Consider the following 23,734-nt stretch of genomic DNA (forward strand, 5'->3'; position numbering starts at 1 on the left):
TCGATCTGGTCCGGCGCAGTCCCCGGCTGCCCTCTCCCCCCGGCCCCCTCTCCCGCAAGCGGGAGAGGGGGAGAACTGCACCACACTTCGGTCGCGCCACATGGCCGAACTTGCGCCACGGCCGGCCAGTCTGCGAAGGCAGACTTCGTGTGGTCGTTGCAGCGACTTCAGTCGCCCGTGCAGCCTGGCGGCGGGCACAATCCGGTGCGGGTCAGCGATTTCAGTCGCCCGTGCGGGCCTTGGCGGCGGGCTGAGCTCCCCTTGCCGTGCCCCGCGCCGAGTCCGGCCGAGCCGCGCTCCGCCGCACAGAATCCCGCCTCACCGAATCGCGCCGCACCGAATCCGCCCGGGCCTGCTGCCGGACGATGGGCTTCGTGGCCGCCGGCTGCATGAACGGCCGCCCGCCGCGCGCGTGGTACAGCGCCGATTCCAGGACGACGGCCGCCGTGTTCACGTTCTGCCCGCGCGTAGACGTGCGCGTTCCCTCGTACACGCCCGACGCCCATCCCCCCTCGCCCGCCCCGGCGGGAGCCACGGTCGTCACCGCGCGCTGCGTGTACTCGCCCGGCAGCAGCGCGTGCCAGGCGAACGCCGCCTTGGCGCTCACCCACCGCGGCTCCGAGATCCGGGTGCGCGGGTTCAGCACGTTCAGCGCGAACGGCTGGCCGTTGCCGACCACCGAGTAGTAGTAGAAGTAGTGCGGCGCGCGCGGAATGGCGTCCTCGCTGACGATCGTCACCGTGCCCGTCTGCCGGTACCGCGCCTCCTGCGCCGCCAGCATCCCCCGCGCCAGCCGCGCCATCTCGGGCGTCCATCCCACCTCCAGCCCCGCCAGGATCACCGGCTCGCTGGTCACGTGGTCGTAGCCGCGCTTGTCGGCCATCAGCGGAATGCCCAGCACGTTCACCGGGCGCGCGTTCTCGCGGAGGGAGAGCGCCTTTTCGGCCCGCTGTCCCCAGAGCGCAAAGCCAGACGCCGCGTACTGCTCGTACGGCAGCCGGCCCTCCTGGTAGCGCCGCTTGCGCCCGCTGCGGGGGGCGCGGTCTTCGCCGTACAGGTAGCCGTCGTCCACCATGCGGTCCAGGTCCAGCCGCGCCGCTACGGCCCGCGCCGCCTGGGCGTGCCGCGGCTGGGTGGTGGCGATGATGCGAAGCCAGATCAGCACCCGCCCGATGTCCGTGGCGGACCAGCCGTAGCCGATCGCGTCGGGCTCCTCGCGGTCGTTGCGCCCCGCGATGCGCCCGGTGGTCGTCGAATAGTTCTTGTTGAACGCCGCGCCGTCGTACAGGCGCATGGTGTTCAGCGTCTGCAGCGCCCGCGCCATCCGCCGGTCGTATTCCTCGCGCTCCAGCAGCCCCAGCTCGGCGCCTGCGTACAGCGCAGCCAGCCCGCTCCCCACGTCCCAGAGCGTGGCGTACGGATAGCCCGCCACCGAGTTCACCAGCCCGGTCGCCGGCTGGTACTGCTGCTCCACGTACGCCCACGCGCGCCGAGCCGCGTCGGCGTGCAGCGAGTCGTCGCCAGGGAGCGCGCGCCGGACCGCCTCGGCCGGGGCGGAGGGCCGACCCGCGGGCGGGGCGGGGCGCACCGGCGCGGCCGCCACGCGTTCGCCCCGGGGCGGGGGCGGCGCGGCGGGGAACTCGTCGTCGTCCCGCGGGCCGGAGGGCCACAGGGCTTGCACGACGAACACGCTGACCGCCAGGATCACGATGCGGTTCAGCCAGCCGATGGCCGCGGCGGCCGCCTCGTTGGGGCGCATGGGGATAGTTTTCTCGGGTTTTTGGCGGGCGTGCCGCCGGCGCGGGGGCCGGCCGGTTCCTGCCCGGCGCGCAGGAACCGTGCACGGGCGCGCGGTTCCTGCGTCCCGGAACGCGCAAGGCTCTGGCGCGCCGGGGGTGCACCATGCCAGAATACATGCGAAAGGTCCGCGGCGCACGGGGCAAAGGCCTCTCCCCGCGCTTCCGCCCACCGGCCCGGCGCCCCCTCGGCGCCCGGCACGCTCCCGTTCAGCGCCTTCATGGCCAAGGCCACCCTTCGCGAAATCCGCAAGCTCCGCGAAGCCTTCGCCCGGGATCCCGGCGGGGTTTTCGTGCAGCTCGCGGACGCGCACCGCCGGTACGGCGACACCGAAGAAGCCAGGCGCGTGCTGCGCGCCGGCCTGCTCCACAGCCCCGACGACGCCAGCGCCCACGCCATGCTCGGCGAGCTGCTGGCCGCCCGGGGCCGGCACGGCGAGGCCGAGCAGTCGTGGCGCCGCGTGCTGGAGCTGAACCCCGACCACCCCGCCGCGCTCCGCGGCCTGGGCCTGGCCGCCCGGGCCGCCGGACGCCGCGACGAGGCGCTGGACCATTTCCGCCGCCTGCTCACCCTGCAAGATGACGTGGAGGTACAGAGGATGATGACCGAGCTGTCGGAAGCCGCGGCCGACCCGGCCGCCCCCGAAGCCGCCGACGTCCCGGCCGGCCGCGCCGCCCCCGCCGCCGAAGCCGCGCCGGACGGGCAGCGGGCACAGTCGATGGCCGTCTCCACCTCGCATGGCGCGGCCGCCCCCGGCGCGGGTGCCGAGGCCGTGGCGCTCGTGGAGGTTCTGGTGCGCGCGCTGGAGCACCGCGGCGCCGTCTTCGGCGCCGAAAGCTCGCTGACGCGCCTGCTGGCCGTGGCGCTGGGCCGCGAGCTGGAGCTTCGCGACGAGCACCTGAACGCGCTGGCCCTCGCCGCGCTGCTCAGCGACCTGGGCGGGCTGGCGATGAACGGGGCGGGGGACGACGGCCAGCGCGAGGTGGCCATCACCCTTCAGCTGCTGCAGGGCGTGGCGCTTCCCGCGGGGGTGCACGACGCGCTGGCGCACCAGCACGAGCACTGGGACGGCACCGGCACCCCCGACGGCTTGGCCGAGGACCGCATTCCCTTCCCGGCGCGCGTCCTGGCGGTGGCGCGCGGCTGCTCGCACCTGCTGGCCGACGGCCCGGGGCGCCAGCCGATGGGCGTGGCCGCCGCGGTCGACGAGATGCAGCGGCAGGCCGGCTCGGTGTACGATCCCGTGGTCGCCAGCCTGCTCCGCCGGGTGTTCGCCCAGCGCGAGCGGCACGGCATCGGCTACGGCTGGGGCGGGCACGTGTACGTGGCGCACCCCGAAGAGCTTCGCGGGCTGGGGCTTGCCACCCGACTCCACTCGGCCGGGTACGCGACGGAGACGGCGGCGGACGTGGCCGGGGTTCGTGAGCGGCTTCGCGCCGGGGCCGTGCAGGCGCTGGTCGTCGGCGCACGGCTGGCGGGCGGCGACGTGGCCGCGTTGGTGCAGGAGATCCGCGGCGCGGCGCACCTGCGCGCCATCCCGGTGGTGGTCATCGACGCCGACTCGCCGGACCTGCGCATCTCGCTGCTTTCGGCGGGCGCCGACGTGTGCTTTGCGCCGGACGTCAGCTTCACCGAGTTCAAGGCCACGCTCGACGCTCTCCTGCGGCGCAGCGAGCTGGTGATGGGTGCCGCGCCCGCGGCGCCGTTCGCCGGCCGCGGGTTCGCGTGAGGCACACCCCGGGCTTCGCGTTCCGCGGGGCCCGGAAACGCAGTCATCGCACCGAATGACCGAGCCTCTTCCCCCCGCCGACGCACCCGGCGCCCCGCCCGCCGGGGGCGCTCCGGCGCGTCCGCGGCCGGGGGCGAGCCGCGCCGAAGCCGGCCTGCGGGCGCTCTTCACCGAGCGCTTGGCGGGCCGGCGCGCCGTGCTTCTGCTGGCCGCGGGCGAGGCCGAGTCCAGCGGCCGCGCCGCGCTTTCTGCCGTGGAGCTGGCGACGGCCGCCGCGCGCTTCGGGCGCTCACCCGTGCTGGCGGACCTCGGCTTTCAGCGCCCCTCGCTGCACCAGGCGCTGGGGCTGCTGGACGGCGCGGGCGTCACCGACGCCTTGTTCGATGGGCTTTCCATCAGCGAGGCCGCGCGGCCGGTGCAGGCGCGCGGGCTTTGCTTTCTGCCCGCCGGCGCGCCCGTGGCGAACCTGGACGAGCTTCTGTCCAGCTTCGGCACGGGGCCGCTGCTGCACGGTGACCCCGATCCCGATCTCCTCCTCTTCCTGTACGTCCCCGCCGGCTCTCCCGGGCTGCAGGAGCTGGCCCGCGAGGTAGGCGCCGCCCTGGTCTTTGCCGGGCCCGACGCGCCGCGCGAAAGCTGGGGCCTCCCCGACGAGTGCCGCGTCTTCGCCGTCCTGGCCCCCTCCGCGGCCCCGCGGCGCCGTCCCCCCCCGTCCGAGCCGGCACCGCCGGTCGCTGAAGCCGCGCCTCCGTTGACTGAGGCCGAGGCTCCGGCTGCGGAAGTCGTGACCCCGGCCGACATCGCGCCTCCGCTGGTCGAGGTCGAGGCTCCGGCTGCCGAGCTCGCGCCCCCGGTCGACTTCGCTCCTCCGCCCGCTGAAGCTGAGGCGGCGACTGCGGAGGTCGTCGCCCCATCCGACACCGCGCTGCCGCCCGCCGCAGCCGAGACGCCGGTTCCGGATGCCGACGCGTCCGCATCCGCCGAAGAAGATCGATCGGTGTACGAGGTGTCCGCGACCGCCGAGCCGGTGGCGAGCGCCTTCGCATCCGACGATCCGTTCGCGGCCGTGGACGCGCGGAGCGAAGCCGCGGAGCCGGACGTTTCGGCAGTCGAGTCGGCGGATGTGGATCAAGCGGATGCGTATCTCGCGGACACGGATCGACGCGGTTCGGACTGGATCCACCCGGAGCGGCTTGAGGCAGATCAGCACGACGTTGCCCTGGCCGATGCGGATAGATCCGACGTTGCCTTGGCCGATGCGGATCGGTCTGATGCTGTCCCCGCCGATGCGGATCAATTCGACGGGGATCGGGACGACGCTGTCCTGGACGTTGCGCGGGAGGACAGGCCCGTCGCGGTGCCGCCCTACGTGGACACCGATCCGGGGATCCTGGCCGAAGTGGCCACGCTGGCCCAGGTGCCGGACCGCGACCTTCGCGACGGCTCCGTGCCGGACATCGTTCCGGTGGCGGTCGAGGAGCTGGTGCCGGAGTTCGACGCCGTCGACGCCGACCCGGCCCTGGTGCTGCCCCCGGAGGAGGACGCCGGACGCCCCAGCCGGCGCGGCCGCAGGGGCCGCCAGGACGAGGGCGGGGCGCTGGCGCGGTACGTGGTGCCGCGCCAGGCCGAGTGGAAGGAATGGCTGATCCGCGCCCAGGCGATCCTCACGCTCGTCGTGTGGACGTACTACATCGTCTGGCGCTGGGGATGGACGCTGAACCCCGACCACCTGTGGTTCGCCATTCCCCTGGCCCTGGCGGAAACCTGGGGGCTGATCTCGGGCTTCCTGTTCGTCCACTCGGTGTGGGGCCTCAAGCACCGCGCCGCCGTAAAGGCCCCGCCCGGGCTGACGGCCGACGTGCTGATCCCCTGCTACGACGAGCCGCTGGAAGTCATCCGCCGCACCGCCGTGGGCGCGCGCAACATGCGCTACCCGCACAAGACGTGGATTTTGGACGACGGCAAGCGCGACGAAGTGCGCGCCATGGCCGAGGAAGCGGGCGTGGGCTACCTGCGCCGGGAGACCAACGAGCACGCCAAGGCCGGCAACCTCAACCACGGCCTGGCGAACACCGACGGCGAGTTCGTGCTGGTGCTGGACGCCGACCACGTGGCGCTGCCCCACATGCTCGACCGGCTGCTCGGCATCCTTTCGCAGGACCGCACGCTGGCCTTCGTGCAGTCGCCGCAGGACTTCTACAACACCGACGCCTTCACCTACGAGGTGGATGAGACGGGCCGCCGCATGTGGGAAGAGCAGCGGCTGTTCTTTTCCGTGCTGCAGCCCGGCAAGGACGCGCGGGGCGCCGCCTTCTTCTGCGGCTCGGCGGCGGTGCTGCGGCGCGCGGCGCTGGATGAGATCGGCGGCTTCAGCCACCACAGCATCACCGAAGACATCGAAACCTCGCTGCGCCTGCACGCGCGCGGGTGGAAGTCGGCGTTCTATGGCGAGTCGCTGGCGTACGGGCTGGCGGCGGGGTCTGCGGTGGCGTTCCACACCCAGCACCTGCGCTGGGGCCAGGGCGCCATGCAGGTGATCAAGCGCTTCAACCCGCTCTTCACGCGCGGGCTCACGCTCTCGCAGCGGCTGTCGTACTTCGCCTCGCTGACGGCGTACGTGGGCGGGCTGCAGAAGCTGGTGTTCCTGCTGGCGCCCATCGTGTTCTTCCTCACCGGCATCCTGCCCATCCGGGCGCTGAACGCGGGCTTCCTGACGCGCTTCCTCCCCGTGCTGGCGCTTACGCTGGTGATGTCGATGCTGCTGTCGCGGGGCATCGGCAACCTGCTGATCTCCGAGCGCTTTCACGTCGCCAAGTTCTGGACGTACACCCGCGCCGTCTTCAGCATCCTGCGCCGCAAGCCGCTGAGCTTCAAGGTGACGCCCAAGGGCCCGGGGCACGTTCCCTTCGGCACGTACGCGCCGCAGGCCGTGCTGATGGGGGTGACGGCGGCCACGGTGGCGTTCGCGTTCGCGGCCGCGCGGTTCGGCTGGGTGGACTACGGCTGGGAGGGCACGCGTTCGCCGGGGTTCGTGGCGAACATGGTGTGGGCGGCGCTCAACTTCGTGCTGGCCTCGTCGGTGGTGCAGATGAGCCTGCGGATCCGCCAGCAGCGCGCCGACCACCGCTTCCGCGACCAGTTTCCCATCCACGTGCGCATGCGCTCGGCGGACGGCACCCCGCACAACATGGTGGCGCTGACCGAGAACCTGAACCCCGGCGGCGTGGGGTTTCGCACCGGTGAGCCCATGCGCGTGGGCACCGAGGTGCGCCTGACGCTGTCGCTGACCACGGGAACCATGAACGTGCGCGGCCGCATCGTGCACTCCAGCCGCATCGCAGACACCGATCCGCCCATGTACCGCAGCGGGGCGGCGTTCGTGGGGCTGCCCGTGCCCGTGCGCGACGCCATCGAGCTTCACTGCACGCAGCACGCGGTGCCGCTGGAGCAGTCGCGCTACCGCACCGCCCTGCGCTTTTTGGAGCGCGCCGGCGAGCGGGTGCGCAACCTTCGCGGCGAAACCCGCCACGCGGTGCAGCTTCCCGCGCAGGTGATGCTGCCCCGCGGCAGCCCGGAGCACGCGGGCGGGTCGCCGATGGCGTTCCTGGAAGACCTGAGCGAGAGCGGCGCGCGGCTGGTGATGGACCGCCCGGTGTCGCCCGGCACACCCATCCGCTTCCGCGTTCCCGGCACCAGCACCGAGCGCACCGGCAAGGTCGTCTTTTCCCGCGCCATCGAGACGCCCATCGGCGTGCGCTACGCGGTGGGCGTGGCCCACACCGGCGGCCCGCTGAAGTCGGGATACGGCCGCAAGTCGGGCTACTTCCGCGCCGCCTCGCGCATCCTCAACACCTGACGAGCATGAGCGCGGCTGGATTCGCGTTCTTGATGGCCGCGATTGCTTGGATCGCCGCGGGATTCTGGCAACTCGCACTGTTGCCCCTCGCCCAGCGGTATCGGACGGACCTCAAGCCGGGCGAGCACTTCGGGATGGGGAGGAGTCCGTTCTGGCAGGTGAACGTCTTCCAGGCAAGCAACTACTCGGATGGTCAGGGCCAGGAGATGGTTCGCCGCCTGCGGAGACTGCGGGCCGTTCAGCTGGCCAGCTCCGTAGCGATGCTGATCGCGGCGGCGAAGGGCGGTCTCTCCGGCCTCCTGTAAGCGAAAAGCGCCCCCGCCGTCATGGCGGGGGCGCTTCGTCGTGCGGGAACTTCGGCGATCAGAAGCTGATGCCCCAGCGGACGAAGGTGAGGCGCGCGTACCAGGTGGGGTCGCGCACGTTGTCGTCCTTGTATCCGCCGGCGAAGCTGACGGATGACTGGGTGCTCAGCCCGAACCGCACCACGGGGCCGAACGAGGTGGACTGGTAGTCGCCCTCGTCGCCGGTCTGCTGCTGCCACACCGCCTCGGCGCCCAGGCCCAGGCGCCCAAGCGGCACCAGGGCCTGCGCCTGGGTATAGAGGAAATGCTCGCCCCAGTTGTACGTCGCCAAGCCGAACAGCTCCGGCCGCGTGGACCACGTCTGCGCCTGAAGCGTCGTCGTCAGGCCAGAGCCGCCGCCCTCTACCTCGACCACCGGCACGTCGTCGCCCTCGGCACCTTCGTCCTGGCCCGAGACCAGGTTGTAGCCCACACGGGCCTCGACGGACCCGCCTAGCCCGTACCACCCCAGCCCCACCTGCGGCTGAAACCCGATCAGGTTCACCGAACTGTCCTGGTCGAGGCTGGCGGGAACCGTGTACTGGAGATAGTAGCCCTGCAGCACGCCCACCGGCTTCAGGCCGAAGCCGGACCCGCGCACCGACACCCCCAGCAGCCCGATTCCCGTCTCGTTGCCGTCCACCGAGCCCGTGGCGAACACGGTTGCTTCCTGCGCCCCCACGGGGGCGGCCAGAACCGCGGCCAGCAGAGCGGCACCGCCAAGCGACAGCGCGTCGCGCATCACCGTTCCCATCCTCATCCTCGCTTCTCAGTCGCGTCCGCGGGATCTCGCTCCCGCTGGCATCCTGCCCAATGCGAGTTCGCCCGTGGAATTTCCATGCCGAACGTCCGCAGTGTGCAATCTGCTACAGTATCACCGTCGTGAACGGCGGGCGGAGCGGCACCGGGGCGCGGGTCTCCAGGCTCCTTTCCGGGCCTGTTCCCGCGGGCTATCTTGGCCCACCCCATCGGCAAACGCATCCTCAGGCGCGCGGCACGTGGATCCCAATCGCATCCTGATCATCGACTACGGCTCGCAGTTCACGCAGCTGATCGCGCGGCGCATCCGCGAGCAGCGCGTGTACTGCGAAATCCAGCCGCCCACCCGCTCGCTGGAGTGGGTGCGCGAGTGGGCGCCCAGGGGGATCATCCTCTCCGGCGGGCCGTCGTCCGTGTACGGCGACGACGTGCCCACGGCCGAGCCGGAGCTGCTGCGGATGGGCATTCCCGTGCTGGGCGTGTGCTACGGGATGCAGCTGATCACCTTCCTGGAGGGCGGGGTGGTGGAGCGCGGCCGGCGCGAGTACGGCCGGGCGCACGTGACCATCGACGAGCCCGCGGGAATCTTCGCCGGCTTCGGCCCCGGCGAGCGCACGCAGGTGTGGATGAGCCACGGCGACCACGTGGTGCAGCCGCCCCCGGGCTACCACCGCCTGGCCAGCTCCGACGACGTGCCCTGGTCGGCGTTCGCGGCCGACGACCGGCCCGTGTACGGCGTTCAGTTCCACGTGGAGGTGGCGCACACCGTCCGCGGCGCCGACATCATCGGCAACTTCGTCTTCGGCGTCTGCGGCTGCGAGCCCACCTGGACGGCGGGGTCGTACATCGAGAACGAGATCGAGAAGATCCGCGCCCGCGTGGGTGCCGACAACGTGATCTGCGGCCTCTCGGGCGGGGTGGATTCGTCCGTCGCCGCGTCGCTGGTGCACCGCGCCATCGGCGACCAGCTGACGTGCATCTTCGTCGACACGGGGCTGCTGCGGCACGGGGAGCGCGAGATGGTGGAGCGCACCTTCCGCGCGCACATGGGCATCCGGCTGGAGGTGGTGGATGCGTCGGCGCTGTTCCTGGAGCGGCTCAGGGGCGTCGAGGACCCGGAGACGAAGCGCAAGATCATCGGCAACACCTTCATCGACGTGTTCGAGGACGCGTCGGACCGGCTGGGGGGCGACGCAAAGTACCTGGTGCAGGGAACGCTGTACCCCGACGTGATCGAGTCGCTGTCCGTCAAAGGCCCGTCGGCCACCATCAAGACGCACCACAACGTGGGCGGGTTGAAGGAGGAGATGCGGTTCGCGCTGATCGAGCCGCTGCGCGAATTGTTCAAGGACGAGGTGCGGCAGGTGGGGCGCGAGCTGGGGCTGCCGGAGGAGATGGTGGGGCGGCACCCGTTTCCCGGGCCGGGCCTCGCCATCCGCGTGCTGGGCGCGGTGGATGCGCGCGAGCTGGCCATCCTGCGCCAGGCCGACGTCATCTACCTGGAAGAGATCCGCTCGGCGGGCCTGTACGACGACATCTGGCAGGCGTTCGCCGTGCTCCTCCCCGTGCGCTCGGTGGGGGTGATGGGCGACGAGCGGACGTACGAGAACGTCTGCGCCCTGCGCGCCGTCACCAGCCGCGACGGCATGACGGCGGACTGGTACCCGTTCCCGCACGAAGTCCTCGCGAGGATTTCGACGCGGATCATCAACGAGGTCACCGGCATCAACCGGGTGTGCTACGACATCTCGTCCAAGCCCCCGGCGACGATCGAGTGGGAGTAGGGACGTGAGTCCGCCCGCGAAAACGCCCTGCCCGGGGAGGTCCCGGGCGGGGCGTTCTTCGTTGGGGCCAGTCGCCTGATCCACCCGAATTTCCCAGGCGCCGCGCAGATTTTCGGCTTTCAACCTCGTGGATGATCGGCCTTGCTACGCCGGGTTGACGGGCCGGCGCCATCTTTCTCGCGCACCCTGAAACGGTGCGCCGCGGCGGACGTGGACCAGCCGCCGCCCCCCTCATCATCTTTCGATCGGAGAGAATCACCATGGCTGTCACGTTGGATTACCAGGCGCTCCGTGCGATGGCGGAGTGCGCCAGCAGCGTCCGCGGAAAGAAGTTCTGGCTGGTGGTGAACGAGCGAGGATGGAAGATGCATGACGAAGAGCCCAAGCCGGAGACGTACACCGTGGTCATCGAGTGCGAGAACCCGGCGGTGACCCATGAGCCCCAGGTGGACGTCGCCATCCTGGGATCGGGGATGCTCCCCCACGGCGGCGAGCTGGATGCCGCGGCCCTGCAATCCGTGATTTTGCCCGGCAGCGGCGGGGATGCCTCCACGAAGCCACGGGCGGTGAACCTGCTGGACCTGTACAACCAGAAGCCGAAAGGGGGCAAGCCGACCGCCGCGGACGCGGTGTTCTGGAGCGAGTCGGCGGTGGAGAAGTTCCTGGTTCCGTACTACGCCTCGGTCGCCGGCGACCGGGCCGAGCAGGTGGTGGGCAAGCTGCTGAACGTCTTTAACCGGGGGCGACAGAAGCGGGTCGGCGTGGTACTCGACGACGCGGAGCCGTTCGCCATCGCCCACATTCCCAAGTCGGAGTACGTGACGGTGGATGGCCAGCAGCCGGCCGCGACCGGGCTTCACGTGCTGGCCGTCTCCTCGTCGGAGGGGGTCAGCGCGACGCCGCTGGAGCAGTTCCCGCCGAAGAAAAGAGATCGCGAAAGAGCGGGTCACGGCGAATGAAGCCGCCCAGTGCGGGACGGGCCGCCACCAGCCCGTCCAGCAGCCGCCGGGCCTGGGCGCGCTCGCCCAGCATCAGCCGCACGTACGCCTCGTCGTAGGCCAGCGACAGGCGCAGGTCCTCGTCGGTTCCCGCATCGCGCCGCGCCCGGGCCAGCTCTGCCCGGGCGCGCTGCGCATCCCCCGCCCGCGCAGACACGGACGCCGCCACCACCCGCCGGTAGATGGAGCTGTAGCCGCGCCCTTCGGCGGCGGCGCGGGCGGGCGGGTCCACGCGCTCCATCACCTCCACCAGGTGCCACGCCAGCGCCGGGTCCGCCGGCCGCGAGCGGTCCTCGCGCATCAGCGTCAGCCGGCACTCCGTGAAGCGCCAGTCGTCGGGAAACTGGCTGCGCCCGCGGTCGCACCACTCGCCCGCGCCGCGGTAGTCCTCCAGCATCACCCCGCTGCTGTACAGCCGGTGAAGCACGTCGGCCGCGCCGTCCAGCCACGCGTCTTCTTCCAGCGCCCGCCGCGCGGCCAGGTCGCCCTCCGCCAGGCGGCCGCGGTAGCGCAGCACCTGGCTCAGCCGGCTCCAGCCGGTGGCCAGCGACGGCTCGGCGGCAACCGCGGCACGCAGGTCGCGCTCGGCGCCTTCCAGCCGCGACGTGTCGGCGGCGGCGCCCTCGGACTGCACCGCGCTCCAGAACACCGCGAACCCCCGCAGCTCCAGCGCCCGCGCGTCCCCTGGATCACGCGCCAGCACCTGCCCGGCGCGCTGCAGCGCCAGCGCCACCAGCGCGGCACGCTCCGAGCCGGCGCGGGCGGCGCGGTCCATGGCCACCCACCCGCGCAGCAGCCTGGGGCGCGCCCACCGCGGGTCCGCCGCCTCGGCGCCGGCCAGCAGCGAATCGGCGCGGGCCAGCAGGCGAAGCCACGAGCCCGCGTCCACCGGGTGGCGCCGGGTATCCAGGCTGCGTACGTCGTCGCGGACCTGCTCAGCCTGCAGCACCAGCGCCAGGGCATCGGCACTCTCGGTTTCTGCGCGGTCCTGGCGCAGGCGCACCTGCCGGCCCAGCCGCCGGCGGAGCGACGCGGCCACCTCCTGCGACACGGCGCGCTGAAGGGCCATCACGTCGCCCATGGGCCGGCCGATGACGCGGCTTTCCAGGTGCGCCTCGGTGGCGGCGTCGATCAGCTGCACCGTCACGAACACGCTGTCGCCGGAGCGCTGCAGGCTGCCCTCCACCACGCTGCCCACCCGCAGCGCGTCCACCAGGCTGTCGAACGGGGCGGCGCGGTCGCGGTACGGCTTCACCCCGTTTCGGGAGATGACCTCCAGCGCCTCTACCTGGCTGAGCTCGTGGATCAGCGACTCGGTGAGGCCACTGGCCAGGTAGCGCAGCTCCTCTCCCGGCGAATGGTCGTCGAAGTAGAGAACGGCGATGCGGCGCGGATCGGACGAGTCGTCGGCGGCGAGCGCCTGCGCCGGCTCCGAACGCCGCGTCAGCAGTGCCAGCAGCAGCCCCGCCGCCAGCCCCAGCACCCCCGCAAGCCGCGGCAGCGCCCGGCGTGCGGGTGGCCGAACCGGCGGCGGCGGCGCGGCATCGCCGTCCATCGAAGGAGCGATCACCGGAGGGGTGCGATCGATCGTCGAGATCGGCGCATCCGTGTCGATGACCCCCGCTTCGTTGCCCGGCGTGGGCACGGGCCGATCTGCATCCTCCGCCGCATCCGCGGGAACCGTTACATCCACCGTTGCGTCCGTGGTCCCCGCTGACGCCAGGGCCGGGGCGCCGGTGGGTCCCCCGATCGACCACAAAGGCGGCGGATCGGACGGCGCGGTTTCCGTCGCCGCCGCCGCGCCCACGGTAAAGCGGGGCGGGGGAGGCGGCGCGGGGGTGCGTACCGGGTCCGTGCGCAGGCGCTCCACTAGCGCTTCCATCTCGGCGTCGTCGTCCACGCCCAGCTCTTCGCGCATCAGCGCGGCGTGCGTGGAGGCGTAGCGCAGGGCCGCCGCGCGCTCGCCGGCCGCGTCCAGCGCGCGCACCAGCCGCAGTGCCACCCGCGAGCTGTACGGGTCGTGCACCGCCAGCGCACGCCACCAGTCCACGGCCCGCAGCGCGCTTCCCTCGGCCTCGGCGGCATCGGCCAGCTGCTCCAGTGCACGGGCATACGCGCGCGCCAGCCGGTCGCGCTCGCCATCCACCCACCGCTCGAACTCGGGGGCATCGGCCACGTAGAAGCCGTCCAGCAGCGGGCCCGCGTACACCCGCACCGCCCCCTCCAGGTTTCCCGCCTCCAGCGCCGACTCGAACTCGCCCACGTCGCTGGCCACCATGGCGGGGTCCAGCCGCACCTCGTCGCCCGACGAAGACAGCCCCTCGCCCACCTCCTTGCGCAGCACGTACAGCGACTCCGACAGGCTGTGCCGCGCGCTCTCGGCGGTGTTCTCCGGCCACAGCAGGCCAATCAGCCGCTCGCGGCCCACGGCGCGGCCCCGCGCCAGGGCCAGGATGGCGAGGAGGGCAATGCGCCGCTTGTGCGCCGCGCGCCCGGTGACCGGACCCTCGCGGCCCCTAAGTACGGGGCTGCCAAGGAGTTGAAGCGTGAACTCGGGAGCGGGGGGCGAAATCAACGCGCGGAATGAAAGAACGGGGGACAGCGGGTTGAAGCGGGCAGGTCAAATTGGCCGCGTGTTCCGTGACGCACAAGGCGCCGGACTCACCGGGATCGCGATTCCCGCATCCCACACCCACGCTTTACAAGGAGCATCGACCCATGACCAAGCTGTCCGCCATTCGCCTGGATGCGCCCGAGCTGCAGCTGGAGGTGGCCACCTACCAGACCGACGTGCTGGAGGTGTGCGCGTACGCCAACGCGCTGTACCACGTTGCCCTGCCCAGCGACCGCACCTACGACTGGTACGCCGAATATGCCGAGAAGCTGCGCGGGGTCCGCAGTGATATCGGGGCCTGGGAGCTCATCTACCAGCGGCTGTTCGACGTTCCGCGGCAGATCATGAGCACCTCCGCCGCCATGAAGGACGAGCTGAACGCCGCCTTCGCCGACGCGCGGGCGCTCAAGCAGAACCCCGGCGACGCGCTGCGCCTGGCGGTGTTCCGCAACCGCCTCGGCACCATGGAGATGGTGGCCACGGGTTTCGCGGGCAACTCACAGCAGCTGGCGTCCGACCTGGACGGCTACACGCTGCGCCTGAAGGGGCACGTGGTGGTGTTCCACGACATCGTGAAGCGGGCCGAGGGCACCATCGCCACCAAGCAGGTGGACATCAAGGCGCTCAACCAGGCGATCACGGCACTGCGTGAGCGGGTGCGCGTGCTGGGGCTGTCGGTGGCGGCGCTCTCGGTGGCCACGGCGGGCGGCGTGGTGATCGGCATCGTGGGCCTGGCGCTGGCCCCGTTCACCGGCGGGGGCAGCCTGGTGCTGCTGGTTCCCGCCGCCGCCGTCATCGCAGCCGGCTCCGTGGGCATCGGGCTGACCGCGCACGAGCTGAAGCAGGCCAACGCCGAAATCGCGGCCAAGAGCGCGCGGATGACGGACGACGCGCAGGCGGTCGTCCAGCTTCAGCAGGTGACCAAGACCTTTCAGGAGTTCGTGGAGCGCAACGAGCGGGTGCAGGCGTCGCTGGAGCGCATGGAGGCGCGCTGGGTGGCGCTGGGCGAGGTGCTGCACACCATGATCGTGGACCTGGAGGACGCCCGGCCCGAGGCCCAGGCCGACTGGGACGAGATCATCGACGACCTGGAGCGCGCCCGGGGCGACTGGCAGTCCGTGGACGCGCTGGCGCAGGACCTCACCCTGGTCGAGGTCACCAAGGTCACCAACCCCGCCAGCCTGACGATCGGGATGACGGAGGAGCAGGTCGCCGCCGTCGCCAAGAGTGAGGGACGGCCGTTCGGCGGCGTGTACATGGCGCGCGCCTGATCCACGTTTCCTCGTCGCACACACATCCGACCACCACACACGCAGAGGAGCGCAATCGTGGCCAACCTTCGCAACTTCATCTGGAGCGGCTCGCAGGATGGCATGCCGCTGGACATCTACCTGAACCGCACGCCGCAGATCGGGACGGGCGTGCTCCAGGTGGCGCAGCCGCTGCACCTGGTGCTGCAGGGCGACGCCACCGTGCTAGGGAACAGGGTCGCCGGCACGGTCGACATCCAAATGCCCGACGCGTCCGACCACGGCACCTGCACCGTGGTCCTGAACGGCACCCGGCATGACGGCTGCGCCTACCACACCGACGGGAGCTACCTCAAGATCCAGGTAGCGGGCCGGGAACTGAGCCTGACCGCCAACGACAAGCAGTGGACGTGGCTGGGGGTCAGCGGGGTGCCGGCGTGGATCGGCTTCTGGCCGGGCTCGGAGGCAATGGCGGCCGGCGAGGCGGCGCGCGAGTTGGACGCGCCGCCGGGCTGACCGCGGCCGGCGCAGACCCGGCGCCGGTGCCCGCGCCGCCGTTTCGGCGGCGCGGGCTCGTCCGCGTTGCGCCGGGTGCGCGGCGCGTGCAACTTCTCCCCGATCCGAGCCGGCACTCCCACCCACGCACGAGAACCATGCGCCGTCTCCTCCCCACCCTTGCCGCGCTGACGCTCGCGACGCTCGCACAGCCCGCCTCCGCGCAGACCGCGGCCCAGCGGCTGGAGCAGCTGTTCGCCGACGAATGGGAGTTCCGCCTGCGCGAGAACCCCACCTTCGCCACCGGCCTGGGCGACACGCGCTTCAACGACCGCCTGGACCCCGCCTCCCTGGCCGACGTGCAGCGGCAGACGGAGGAGAACCGCCGGTTCCTTGCGCGCCTGCGCGCCATCCCGCGCGACTCGCTGGACCCCGGCGCCCGCATCGACTACGACATCTTCGCCCGCCAGAAGGAAGAGACCATCCAGGAGGTGGAGCTGGGGCTTCACCTGGTCCCCATCACCAACCGCGAGGGGTTCCACACCTGGTTCCCGGAACTGGGCGAAAACGTACCGCTCGCCACCGTCCGCGACTACGAGAACTACATCGCCCGGCTGCGCGCCTTTCGCCCGTGGGTGGCCGACCACGTGAACCTGATGCGCGAAGGCATCCGGCGCGGGATGGTGCTTCCCTCCGTCTCGCTGCAGGGGATCGAGGGAACCATCCAGCCCCACGTCGTAGACGACCCCACGAAGAGCCTGCTCTGGGCCCCCTTCGCCGACTTTCCCGCTGGCGTGCCCCAGGCGGACCGCGAGCGGCTGGCGGCGGCCGGGCGCGCGGCCATCCAGGAGGGGGTCGTCGCCGGCTACCGCGACTTCCTGGCGTTCATCCAGCGCGAGTACGTTCCCGGTGCGCGCCGCGGCATCGGCGCGTCGGAGCTGCCCAACGGGCGCGCCCTCTACGCCCAGCGGGTGCGCAGCTACACCACGCTGGACCTGACGCCTGACCAGGTGCACGAGACCGGCCTGCGCGAGGTGGCCCGCATCCGCGCGCGCATGGACTCGCTGATGCGCGCCACCGGCTTCGCGGGCACCTTCCCCGAGTTCGTCCACTTCCTGCGCACCGACCCGCGATTCTACGTCGCCACCCCCCAGGCGCTGCTGGAGCGCACCTCGCTGGTCCTCAAGCGCATGGACGGCGAGCTGCCGCGCCTGTTCACCCGTCTGCCGCGCATGCCGTACGGCATCAAGGAGATCCCGGCCTACATCGCGCCGCGTACGACCACGGCGTACTACTCGCGCCCCTCCGGCGACGGCACCCGGGCGGGCACGTACTGGGTGAACACCTACGACCTGCCCAGCCGGCCCACGTACGAAATCGAGGCGCTGTCGTTCCACGAGGCCGTGCCGGGGCACCACCTGCAGATCGCGCTTCAGCAGGAGCTGGAGGGGCTGCCGCGGTTCCGCCGGTTCGCCAGCTTTACGGCGTTCGTCGAGGGATGGGCGCTGTACGCCGAGCAGCTGGGCTACGAGACGGGCTTCTACCAGGACCCGTACAGCCAGTTCGGCCAGCTGACGTACGAGATGTGGCGCGCGTGCCGCCTGGTGGTGGATACGGGGATGCACTGGAAGGGGTGGACGCGGCAGCAGGCCATCGACTTCATGGCCGCCAACAGCGCGCTCACCCTGCTGAACATCACCAACGAGGTAGACCGCTACATCGCCTGGCCCGGGCAGGCGCTGGCGTACAAGACGGGGCAGATGAAGATCAGCGAGCTGCGCGCCGAGGCGCAGGCGGCGCTGGGGCCCCGCTTCGACGTGCGCCGGTTCCACGACGTGGTGCTGGGCTCCGGCTCGGTGCCCCTGACGGTGCTGGAGGAAAACGTCCGTGCGTGGATCGCGGCCGAGCGATAGCGGGGGCCAGGATCGCATCACCGCATGAAGCCCCACCGGTGTTGCTGTAAAGTGCGTTGCGCGAGAAGGCCCCGGAGCGAACTGCTCCGGGGCCTTCTCGCGTCTGCTGCCAGCGTCGCCGCGCGGCAGGAATGCCTCACGGCGGCACCTTCACGACCAGTGTGCGCATTCCCGCGTATAGGCGGCTCTCGGTATGCCACGTAACCGTCACCCCCACCGTGGCAGGCCCGCGTGGTAAATCGAGGGTAAAAGCCACCTGGGACGGCCCTTGGCGCTCTATTGAATGGGCGTCCTGAGGAACACGGACCTGGAGCTGCGTGCATTCCTGGAACCAGACGCATCGAGCAACGACACGCAGGCTGCCGGTCGCGGTCACGGTGTCGTTGGAACTGGCCGGTTCCACGAACCGGACCACCGGGTCCGTCTCATTCAATATGGTGAATGAGAACGTCCCTATGTTTCCACTCGCGTCCGTCGCCAGGATTTGCGCTGGAAGGTGCCCCATGGGTAGATCGTAGGCCGCTATTGAACCAGACCAATGCGAGGGCAGATCGTTATAGGGATCCGGGGGGAGAAACTTCATTGCCGTGCTGCGCCCGGAGAGCGTGAAGCGCGCGGCGCTGATGCCGCCCCCTGCGGACCGGATGAGTGCCGAGGCATCCGCATGAGAGTTAGCGTATCCCTGCGACCCACGTTTTTTCAGGATTACCAGCGACATTCCGCCGTTCACGTGGATCTCTCTCCAGCGCCCCACGGCCCCGGCACGTGCATCCAGCGTGAAACTTCCCCGCTCGCTCATCATCACCGTTGCCTCGGCCCATCCGTCCGGTCCCGTGTGCGAGTCGGCGGCGGTTAGTGTGCCTCCGCTGCCACCCAGCGCCCACTCCACGGGAAAGTTCGGGATCGGGATCTTGGAATAATCGCGCACCTCGAAACGCCATTTCACAACCTGCCCGCCGACCATCATGTCGGGGCCGGTGAGTTGCCCGGTGGAGGGGAGTTGCAGGCGCGCGTTGAACCGGACCGGGCCCAGCGTTCCCGCCGTCGCCTGAAGTGCCTGGGCTCCCGAAGCGCCGAGCGTCCACGCGACCGTGGCGGTGCCTTCGGTTCCCGTCTGCGTGGACGAGGCGGAGAGAGTGCCTCCCCCGGAGAGCACGGACCAGGTAACCGTGACGCCCGCCACCGCGTTTCCATGCTGGTCCACCACGGTTACGTGAGGACCGTCCCGCACGGGAGAGCCGGGAATTGCGAGAAGCACCGCGTCGGGGGACGGCCCGTACAGCGTGGCGGCATCACCTGCGCGCGCGACGGCCTCGAAGGTGGCCGCCAGCCTCGGCGAACGCGACTCCGCCCCCTCGATCTGCACGCGAGCGCTCACCCGCTGCGGTTCCGCGGCGACGGTCCCCAGAATCCAGCGGACACTCGCATTTCCGGCGCGATCGGTCGTGGCCGCCTGCTCCGCAAGGGTGCCGCCCCCGGAAACCGCCCGGAAGGACACGCGTGTGCCGGGAACGGGACGGCCCAAGGGATCGGTGACTCGCACCACCAGAGGCTCCGGAAGGGCGCTTCCCGCGGTCTGCTGCTGGCCGTCGCCGGAAACGATGGACAGCCGCGTCGGCGGGCCGTGGCCAGCGCCTGAGGGGATGTCGCACGCCGCCAGGAACATGGCCGCGGCGACGAGAGCAAGGCGGGGCTGCATGGGACGCCTCTTGGCGGGAGGGAAAAAACTGGCCTGATTCGAGAATAGTCCTTCTGAAAAAAGAAATCAAGGAGCGTGTGCTTCGGGACATAGGGCGAGATGTAGGCGCGCGGCGCACGCTTGCGCACCATCCACGACGTGGCGCTGGGCTCCAGCTCGGTACCGCTACCGTCCTCGAAGAGAACGTGCGGGCGTGCATCGCATCGCACCTGTGAGCCCGACGCGGCTGACCGCGCGGACGAGAACGGGGCCCGGAGCGATTCGCTCCGGGCCCGTTCTGATTCAGGCGCGACCGAGGTGATCAACCAGGATCGATCACCAGTTGCGGGTACAGCGACTGATCGTTCAGATGGCCCAGCGAGCCCTCGCCCCAGCAGTAGACGAAGCCGTCGGATGCAATGCCGCACGCGTGATTGCGCCCGATCGACAGCTGGCCGAACTGCCTCCCCCGCTGCACGATTACGGGCGTCGCGGAGGTGGTGCCGGGTTCGTCACGGGTTCCGTTCCCGAACTGGCCACTGCCATTGTTGCCCCAGCAGACAGCCTGGCCACCCGTGGTCGTTCCGCAGACGGTGTACAGGCCGGAGGTGATCGACCTGAACGTGTGCCCCCCGGCTACCGCCGTCGGCGTGGTCCGCTCGCCGCCCTTCGTCCCGATCCCAATCTGGCCGTACGAGTTGTTGCCCCAGCAGTACGCTGCCCCGTCCGCGGCCAGGCCGCAGGAGGTGTCGTAGCCCAGCGCCAGCGTTCTGAAGCGCACCTGTCCCGACACTGCCACAGGCGCGTTGTGGCAACTCCGCCCGATGATGTCCTGCGTCGGTGTGACGCAGCGGTCCGGTGCCACACCGACTTCTCCCGACATGTTCAGGCCCCAGCAGTAAGCACTCCCGTCGGCGACGAGCCCGCACGCATGATGGTCTCCCGCCGCGATCGACGTGAACGAGTGGCCACCGCTCACCGGCTGCGGCGTCGAGGCATTCTCCCACTGCCCGTTGCCGAGCGTCCCATCGCCGCCGGCGCCCCAGCAGAACGCGCGGCCGTCGCCGGTCAGCCCGCAGGCAAAGTACCCGCCCAGCGCGAGCTCGGTGAACTGACGCCCTCCCGACACCGCCACCGGCGTGCTGGACGCGGTCTTCGAGCCGTTGCCCAGCTGGCCGGCCCCGTTCAGTCCCCAGCAATACGCTGCGCCGCTGCCCGTCAGCCCGCACGAGAACTGGTTCCCTCCGGCGATCTTCTCGAGCCGGGGCCCGCCCACCGCGACCGGCGTCCGCCTGGCGTCGGACTCGTGGAACCGGCCCCAGCAGAGGGTGCGGCCCTGGTCGTCGCTCACGCAGGCGTGGTCGGTTCCGGCGCCCACGGCGAGCGCCTTGAGTCCAGGCTGGTGAACGCGGAACGGCCGCTTCACCGAGATCGTTCCGGCGGTGATGGTGATTTCCGCCGCGCCGGGGCCCACCCCTCGCACCAGGCCGGTGGCATCCACCGTAGCCACCGACGGCGCCGAGCTGGAAAAGGCAAGCCCGGGAGTGGCGACGAAGTGGCCGTTCGCGTCCAGCGGGCGGATTACGAACCGGGCCTCGCCCCCCACGGTCACGTCGAAGCCGCCCGGTGGCTCCACGGACAGGGACGCGACTACCTGGCGCACGGTCACCGGGATGGTGTCGCGCAGGTTCCCGATGGCGGCGATCACCCGCGTGGTGCCTTCGGCCTTGGAAACCACGGACGGCAGGCTGGTGACGTCGACGACGTTCGCGTTCTCCGCGATGATCATCACGGGTACTCCCGGGACCGGAGCGCCGTTGCGGTTGTACGCATTCACCGTGATGGGGGCGGATACCCCGAGAGAGCTGAAGCTCAGGGCACGGGGGCTGATTTCGACGCGGACGGCGGGGAGTGCCCCGGCCGTCGCCGTGAAACTGACGGGTGCGCCGGCGGCGGCAGTGGCCTGGGCCACCTGGCTGCCCACCGCGGGCCCGAGCGTCCAGGACGACCGCGCGATTCCGCCTGCGTCCGTTGCCGACACGGCAGGATTCAGCGTTCCGCCGCCTTCCACCACCGCCCATTGCACCTGCACGCCGGCGATCGCGTTGCCGCGCTTGTCCACCGCGCGCACGGCCAGGGAATCCGCCACCGGGTCTTCGGCGGTTCCGGTACGCGTGGTGGGTCCCACGGCCGCGAGCCCGGCCAGCACGTCCGGAACCCCGACCGCGCGGAAGGTTTCGAAGACGATGGCCTGCCCCGTGGCCGCGTCCACCGCGCGCGCCTCCACCCGCTGCGTGTCGCCGGCCACGGTGCCCAGCGTCCAGCGCTCGCGCGCCTCGCCCTGACCGTTGGTGAGGGCGGAGCCCGCGAACACCGACCCTCCGCCCGCGGTCACCACGAAGTTGACCAGCTGGTTCTTGACCGGCTTGTCGCGCTCGTCCACCACGCGGACCACCAGGGGCTGCGCCAGTTCCTTGCCCACCGTGTCGCGCTGCAGGTCGCCCGACACCACCACCACGCGCGCGGGGCGCTGGCCGCCGCCTACCACTTCGCCATTGCATGCCGCGGCGAGCAATCCCAGGAGGAGCGCCGACGCGCTCGCGATCATCCTCATACCGTGTGTCCCGGTTCGTTGTCGTGCACCGCGGCGCCCATGCGCCCCAGCTCTTCCGCCACTTCGTCCATCTCCATCCCCGCGCCCATCTCCGCGTACGACCTGTGCGCCTCCCGCAGCCGGGCGGCCGCGGCCTCGAAATCGCCGCGCCGTGCCTCGAACCTTCCGTAGTGGTGCTGCGTCGCGGCCACTTCGAACGCCGGCAGCCCGTGGTCGCGGCACACCTCCAGCGCCTGCTCGTAGAACAGGAACGCCTCGGTGTCGCCGCGCGCCGCCGCGGCGGCGCCCAGCGCCCGGTACACGTCCGGCAGCTTCAGCACCGCGCCGGAGTGGATGGCCAGCGCCTCGGCGTCGCGCGCAATGGTGAAGGCTTCGCCGGCGAGGCCCTGGCGCACCAGGGGCTCGGAAAGCCCCACCATCACCGCCACGCGGACCACCGGGTCCAGCTCCCGCGCGAGTGCACGGCGAAAGGCGGACTCGGCCTCGGCCGCCTCGCCGCGGGCCAGGTGCAGGCGCCCCCAGGCGTGGTCCACGAACCCCATCACCGCGTCACCCAGGCCCGCCTCCGCGGTCTCCTCGCCGCGCGCCAGCCACTCCGCCGCGGCATCCAGGTCGCCCAGGCGGCGTTCCACCACCGACAGCCCCACGCACAGGTGCACGTACTCCACGGTGGGCGGGCGAGCCGGGCAGCGCTCCACGCCGCGAAGGTACCAGGCGCGCGCCTCGCTCCAGCGGCTCTGGTCCACGTGCACGTTTCCCAGCCCCTGGCACGCCACCACAGCGCCCACGTCGTCGCGCTGGGCGACGGACACCTCGAAGCCCTCCTTGTATCGCCGCGCGGACAGCTCCCACTCGCCCATCGCGCGGGCGACGCGGCCCAGCCGGCGAAGCGCCAGGCCCTCACCGCGGCGGTCGCGCGGCTTGCGCCCGAACTCCAGCGCGCGCTCATAGAAATGCTGGGCCGCGAGCAGCCGCCGCTCGCCCTCCTCCACCTCGCCGGCCGCCACCAGGTGCCGTGCGGTTTCGGCTACGTCTCCGCGTTCCACGGCGCCCAGGGCGCGGACGGTGTGGCGCATCACCCGCTCCACCCGGCGGCGCACCCGGTCCGCGAGTTCTTCGATCTGGGCTTCCAGCGCAGCCGGGTCCGCCAGGCGCATGTCGATCGTAGCGTAGTCCCCCGCCGAGCCCCACTCCAGCCCGACGTCCGCACGCGACGCCGACAGCAGCGCCGCGCGCAGGTGCGCCAGGTCATCCGTTTCGGGGATGGCCTTCAGCGCGGCGTCGATTTTCAGGGCTCGCTGGGTCACGCGTGGTCGATGGATGGGCAGTCGGCTGCGGTCATGGGCCGATGTAAGGGCACGTGCCGTTCCGTGGCGAGGACCGATGGAAAAGGTCGTCATTGCTCACGTTTTCCCGGTTCCGCGATGCCTCGCGACGGGCACGCTGCCGGTTTTTGTAGCAGCGCGTTGCAGGAACCGGCAGGGTTCGGAAACGTGATCGCGGTCCGGTGGGGGGACGCGCCGAGGGGAAGAGCGTGCGGTCAGGCTGACTCTGGCGCATGCTGGGGCCGCCCTCCTCTCCCGGCCTCTCCCCCACAAACCCCATGGGGGAGAGGAGAATTCGATTGCACGAAGGCAGGCCGCGCGCGCTCGACTGGCTCCCTTCCCCCGCGGCTGTTTGCGGGGGAAGGGCTGGGGAGGGGGGGCGCCGGCCCGAGCACCGGATTCCGCCGGACACGCCCCCAGCCCGAAGTGTACCCCCTCTCCCACGCTGTTTGTGGGAGAGGGTCGCACGCGTGTCAGCGCGGCGGGGTGAGGGCCCCACGGCAGCCGAGGCCTCGGCAACGGTGACCGCTGCCGCGCCCCAGTTTGTACGTGCCCCAGGCTGGATCCTTCGGCCCGCG

14 protein-coding genes are annotated in these 23,734 nt (G+C 71.3%); 8 read left to right on the top strand and 6 right to left on the bottom strand.

Going from position 1 to position 23,734, the window contains the following annotated elements; all coding sequences use genetic code 11:
- Nucleotides 1-220 precede the first annotated feature (220 nt).
- Nucleotides 221-1,759, bottom strand: coding sequence for a DUF3131 domain-containing protein (locus tag VF632_RS08625; RefSeq protein ID WP_331022469.1), 1,539 nt, complete (start codon nucleotides 1,757-1,759; stop codon nucleotides 221-223).
- 258 nt (nucleotides 1,760-2,017) lie between these two features.
- Here VF632_RS08625 and VF632_RS08630 point away from each other — a divergent pair, with 258 nt between their 5' ends.
- The 3 genes from VF632_RS08630 to VF632_RS08640 are packed head-to-tail and all read left to right on the top strand — an operon-like array spanning nucleotide 2,018 to nucleotide 7,687.
- Complete coding sequence (locus tag VF632_RS08630) at nucleotides 2,018-3,526, top strand: HD domain-containing phosphohydrolase (protein WP_331022470.1); 1,509 nt, start codon at nucleotides 2,018-2,020, stop codon at nucleotides 3,524-3,526.
- A gap of 55 nt (nucleotides 3,527-3,581) precedes the next feature.
- Nucleotides 3,582-7,382: a glycosyltransferase gene (locus VF632_RS08635; protein ID WP_331022471.1), complete on the top strand. Its 3,801-nt coding sequence runs from the start codon at nucleotides 3,582-3,584 to the stop codon at nucleotides 7,380-7,382.
- 5 nt (nucleotides 7,383-7,387) lie between these two features.
- Nucleotides 7,388-7,687, top strand: coding sequence for a hypothetical protein (locus tag VF632_RS08640; protein ID WP_331022472.1), 300 nt, complete (start codon nucleotides 7,388-7,390; stop codon nucleotides 7,685-7,687).
- Nucleotides 7,688-7,745: 58 nt separating this feature from the next.
- On the opposite strand, the gene VF632_RS08645 is transcribed toward VF632_RS08640, so the two are convergent.
- Nucleotides 7,746-8,486 carry a hypothetical protein gene (locus tag VF632_RS08645; protein WP_331022473.1) on the bottom strand — a complete coding sequence of 247 codons (741 nt, stop codon included), beginning with the start codon at nucleotides 8,484-8,486 and terminating at the stop codon, nucleotides 7,746-7,748.
- A 238-nt stretch (nucleotides 8,487-8,724) separates the two neighbouring features.
- Here VF632_RS08645 and guaA point away from each other — a divergent pair, with 238 nt between their 5' ends.
- Together guaA and VF632_RS08655 are read left to right on the top strand one after the other, a co-directional pair.
- Nucleotides 8,725-10,269, top strand: coding sequence for a glutamine-hydrolyzing GMP synthase (guaA, locus tag VF632_RS08650; protein ID WP_331022474.1), 1,545 nt, complete (start codon nucleotides 8,725-8,727; stop codon nucleotides 10,267-10,269).
- A 260-nt stretch (nucleotides 10,270-10,529) separates the two neighbouring features.
- Entirely contained in the window at nucleotides 10,530-11,228 is a 699-nt protein-coding gene (locus VF632_RS08655) for a hypothetical protein (protein WP_331022475.1), read from the top strand.
- On the opposite strand, the gene VF632_RS08660 is transcribed toward VF632_RS08655, so the two are convergent.
- A complete protein-coding gene (locus tag VF632_RS08660; protein WP_331022476.1) occupies nucleotides 11,158-13,842 on the bottom strand; it encodes a BTAD domain-containing putative transcriptional regulator in 2,685 nt (894 codons plus the stop codon). The genes VF632_RS08655 and VF632_RS08660 overlap by 71 nt on opposite strands.
- Before the next feature lie 143 nt (nucleotides 13,843-13,985).
- On the opposite strand from VF632_RS08660, the gene VF632_RS08665 reads away from it, so the two are divergent.
- The 3 genes from VF632_RS08665 to VF632_RS08675 all read left to right on the top strand — a co-directional run bounded on the left by VF632_RS08665 (nucleotide 13,986) and on the right by VF632_RS08675 (nucleotide 17,539).
- Nucleotides 13,986-15,152 (top strand): hypothetical protein, encoded by a 1,167-nt coding sequence (locus VF632_RS08665; protein WP_331022477.1) that lies wholly within the window; start codon nucleotides 13,986-13,988, stop codon nucleotides 15,150-15,152.
- Nucleotides 15,153-15,209: 57 nt separating this feature from the next.
- Nucleotides 15,210-15,647, top strand: coding sequence for a hypothetical protein (locus tag VF632_RS08670; RefSeq protein ID WP_331022478.1), 438 nt, complete (start codon nucleotides 15,210-15,212; stop codon nucleotides 15,645-15,647).
- A gap of 137 nt (nucleotides 15,648-15,784) precedes the next feature.
- Nucleotides 15,785-17,539, top strand: coding sequence for a DUF885 domain-containing protein (locus VF632_RS08675; RefSeq protein WP_331022479.1), 1,755 nt, complete (start codon nucleotides 15,785-15,787; stop codon nucleotides 17,537-17,539).
- Between the two features lie 136 nt (nucleotides 17,540-17,675).
- Here the strand turns inward: VF632_RS08675 and VF632_RS08680 are convergent, their stop codons facing one another.
- From VF632_RS08680 to VF632_RS08690, 3 genes are all read right to left on the bottom strand, one after another.
- A complete protein-coding gene (locus VF632_RS08680; protein WP_331022480.1) occupies nucleotides 17,676-19,238 on the bottom strand; it encodes an Ig-like domain-containing protein in 1,563 nt (520 codons plus the stop codon).
- A gap of 301 nt (nucleotides 19,239-19,539) precedes the next feature.
- Entirely contained in the window at nucleotides 19,540-21,831 is a 2,292-nt protein-coding gene (locus VF632_RS08685; protein WP_331022481.1) for an Ig-like domain-containing protein, read from the bottom strand.
- The gene (locus VF632_RS08690) at nucleotides 21,828-23,138 is read right to left on the bottom strand and encodes a hypothetical protein (protein WP_331022482.1); all 1,311 of its coding nucleotides are present in this window, start codon (nucleotides 23,136-23,138) and stop codon (nucleotides 21,828-21,830) included. The genes VF632_RS08685 and VF632_RS08690 overlap by 4 nt, the downstream gene beginning before the upstream one ends.
- Between the last annotated feature and the right edge of the window lie 596 nt (nucleotides 23,139-23,734).

This window comes from Longimicrobium sp. (assembly GCF_036388275.1).
Lineage (GTDB): Bacteria > Gemmatimonadota > Gemmatimonadetes > Longimicrobiales > Longimicrobiaceae > Longimicrobium.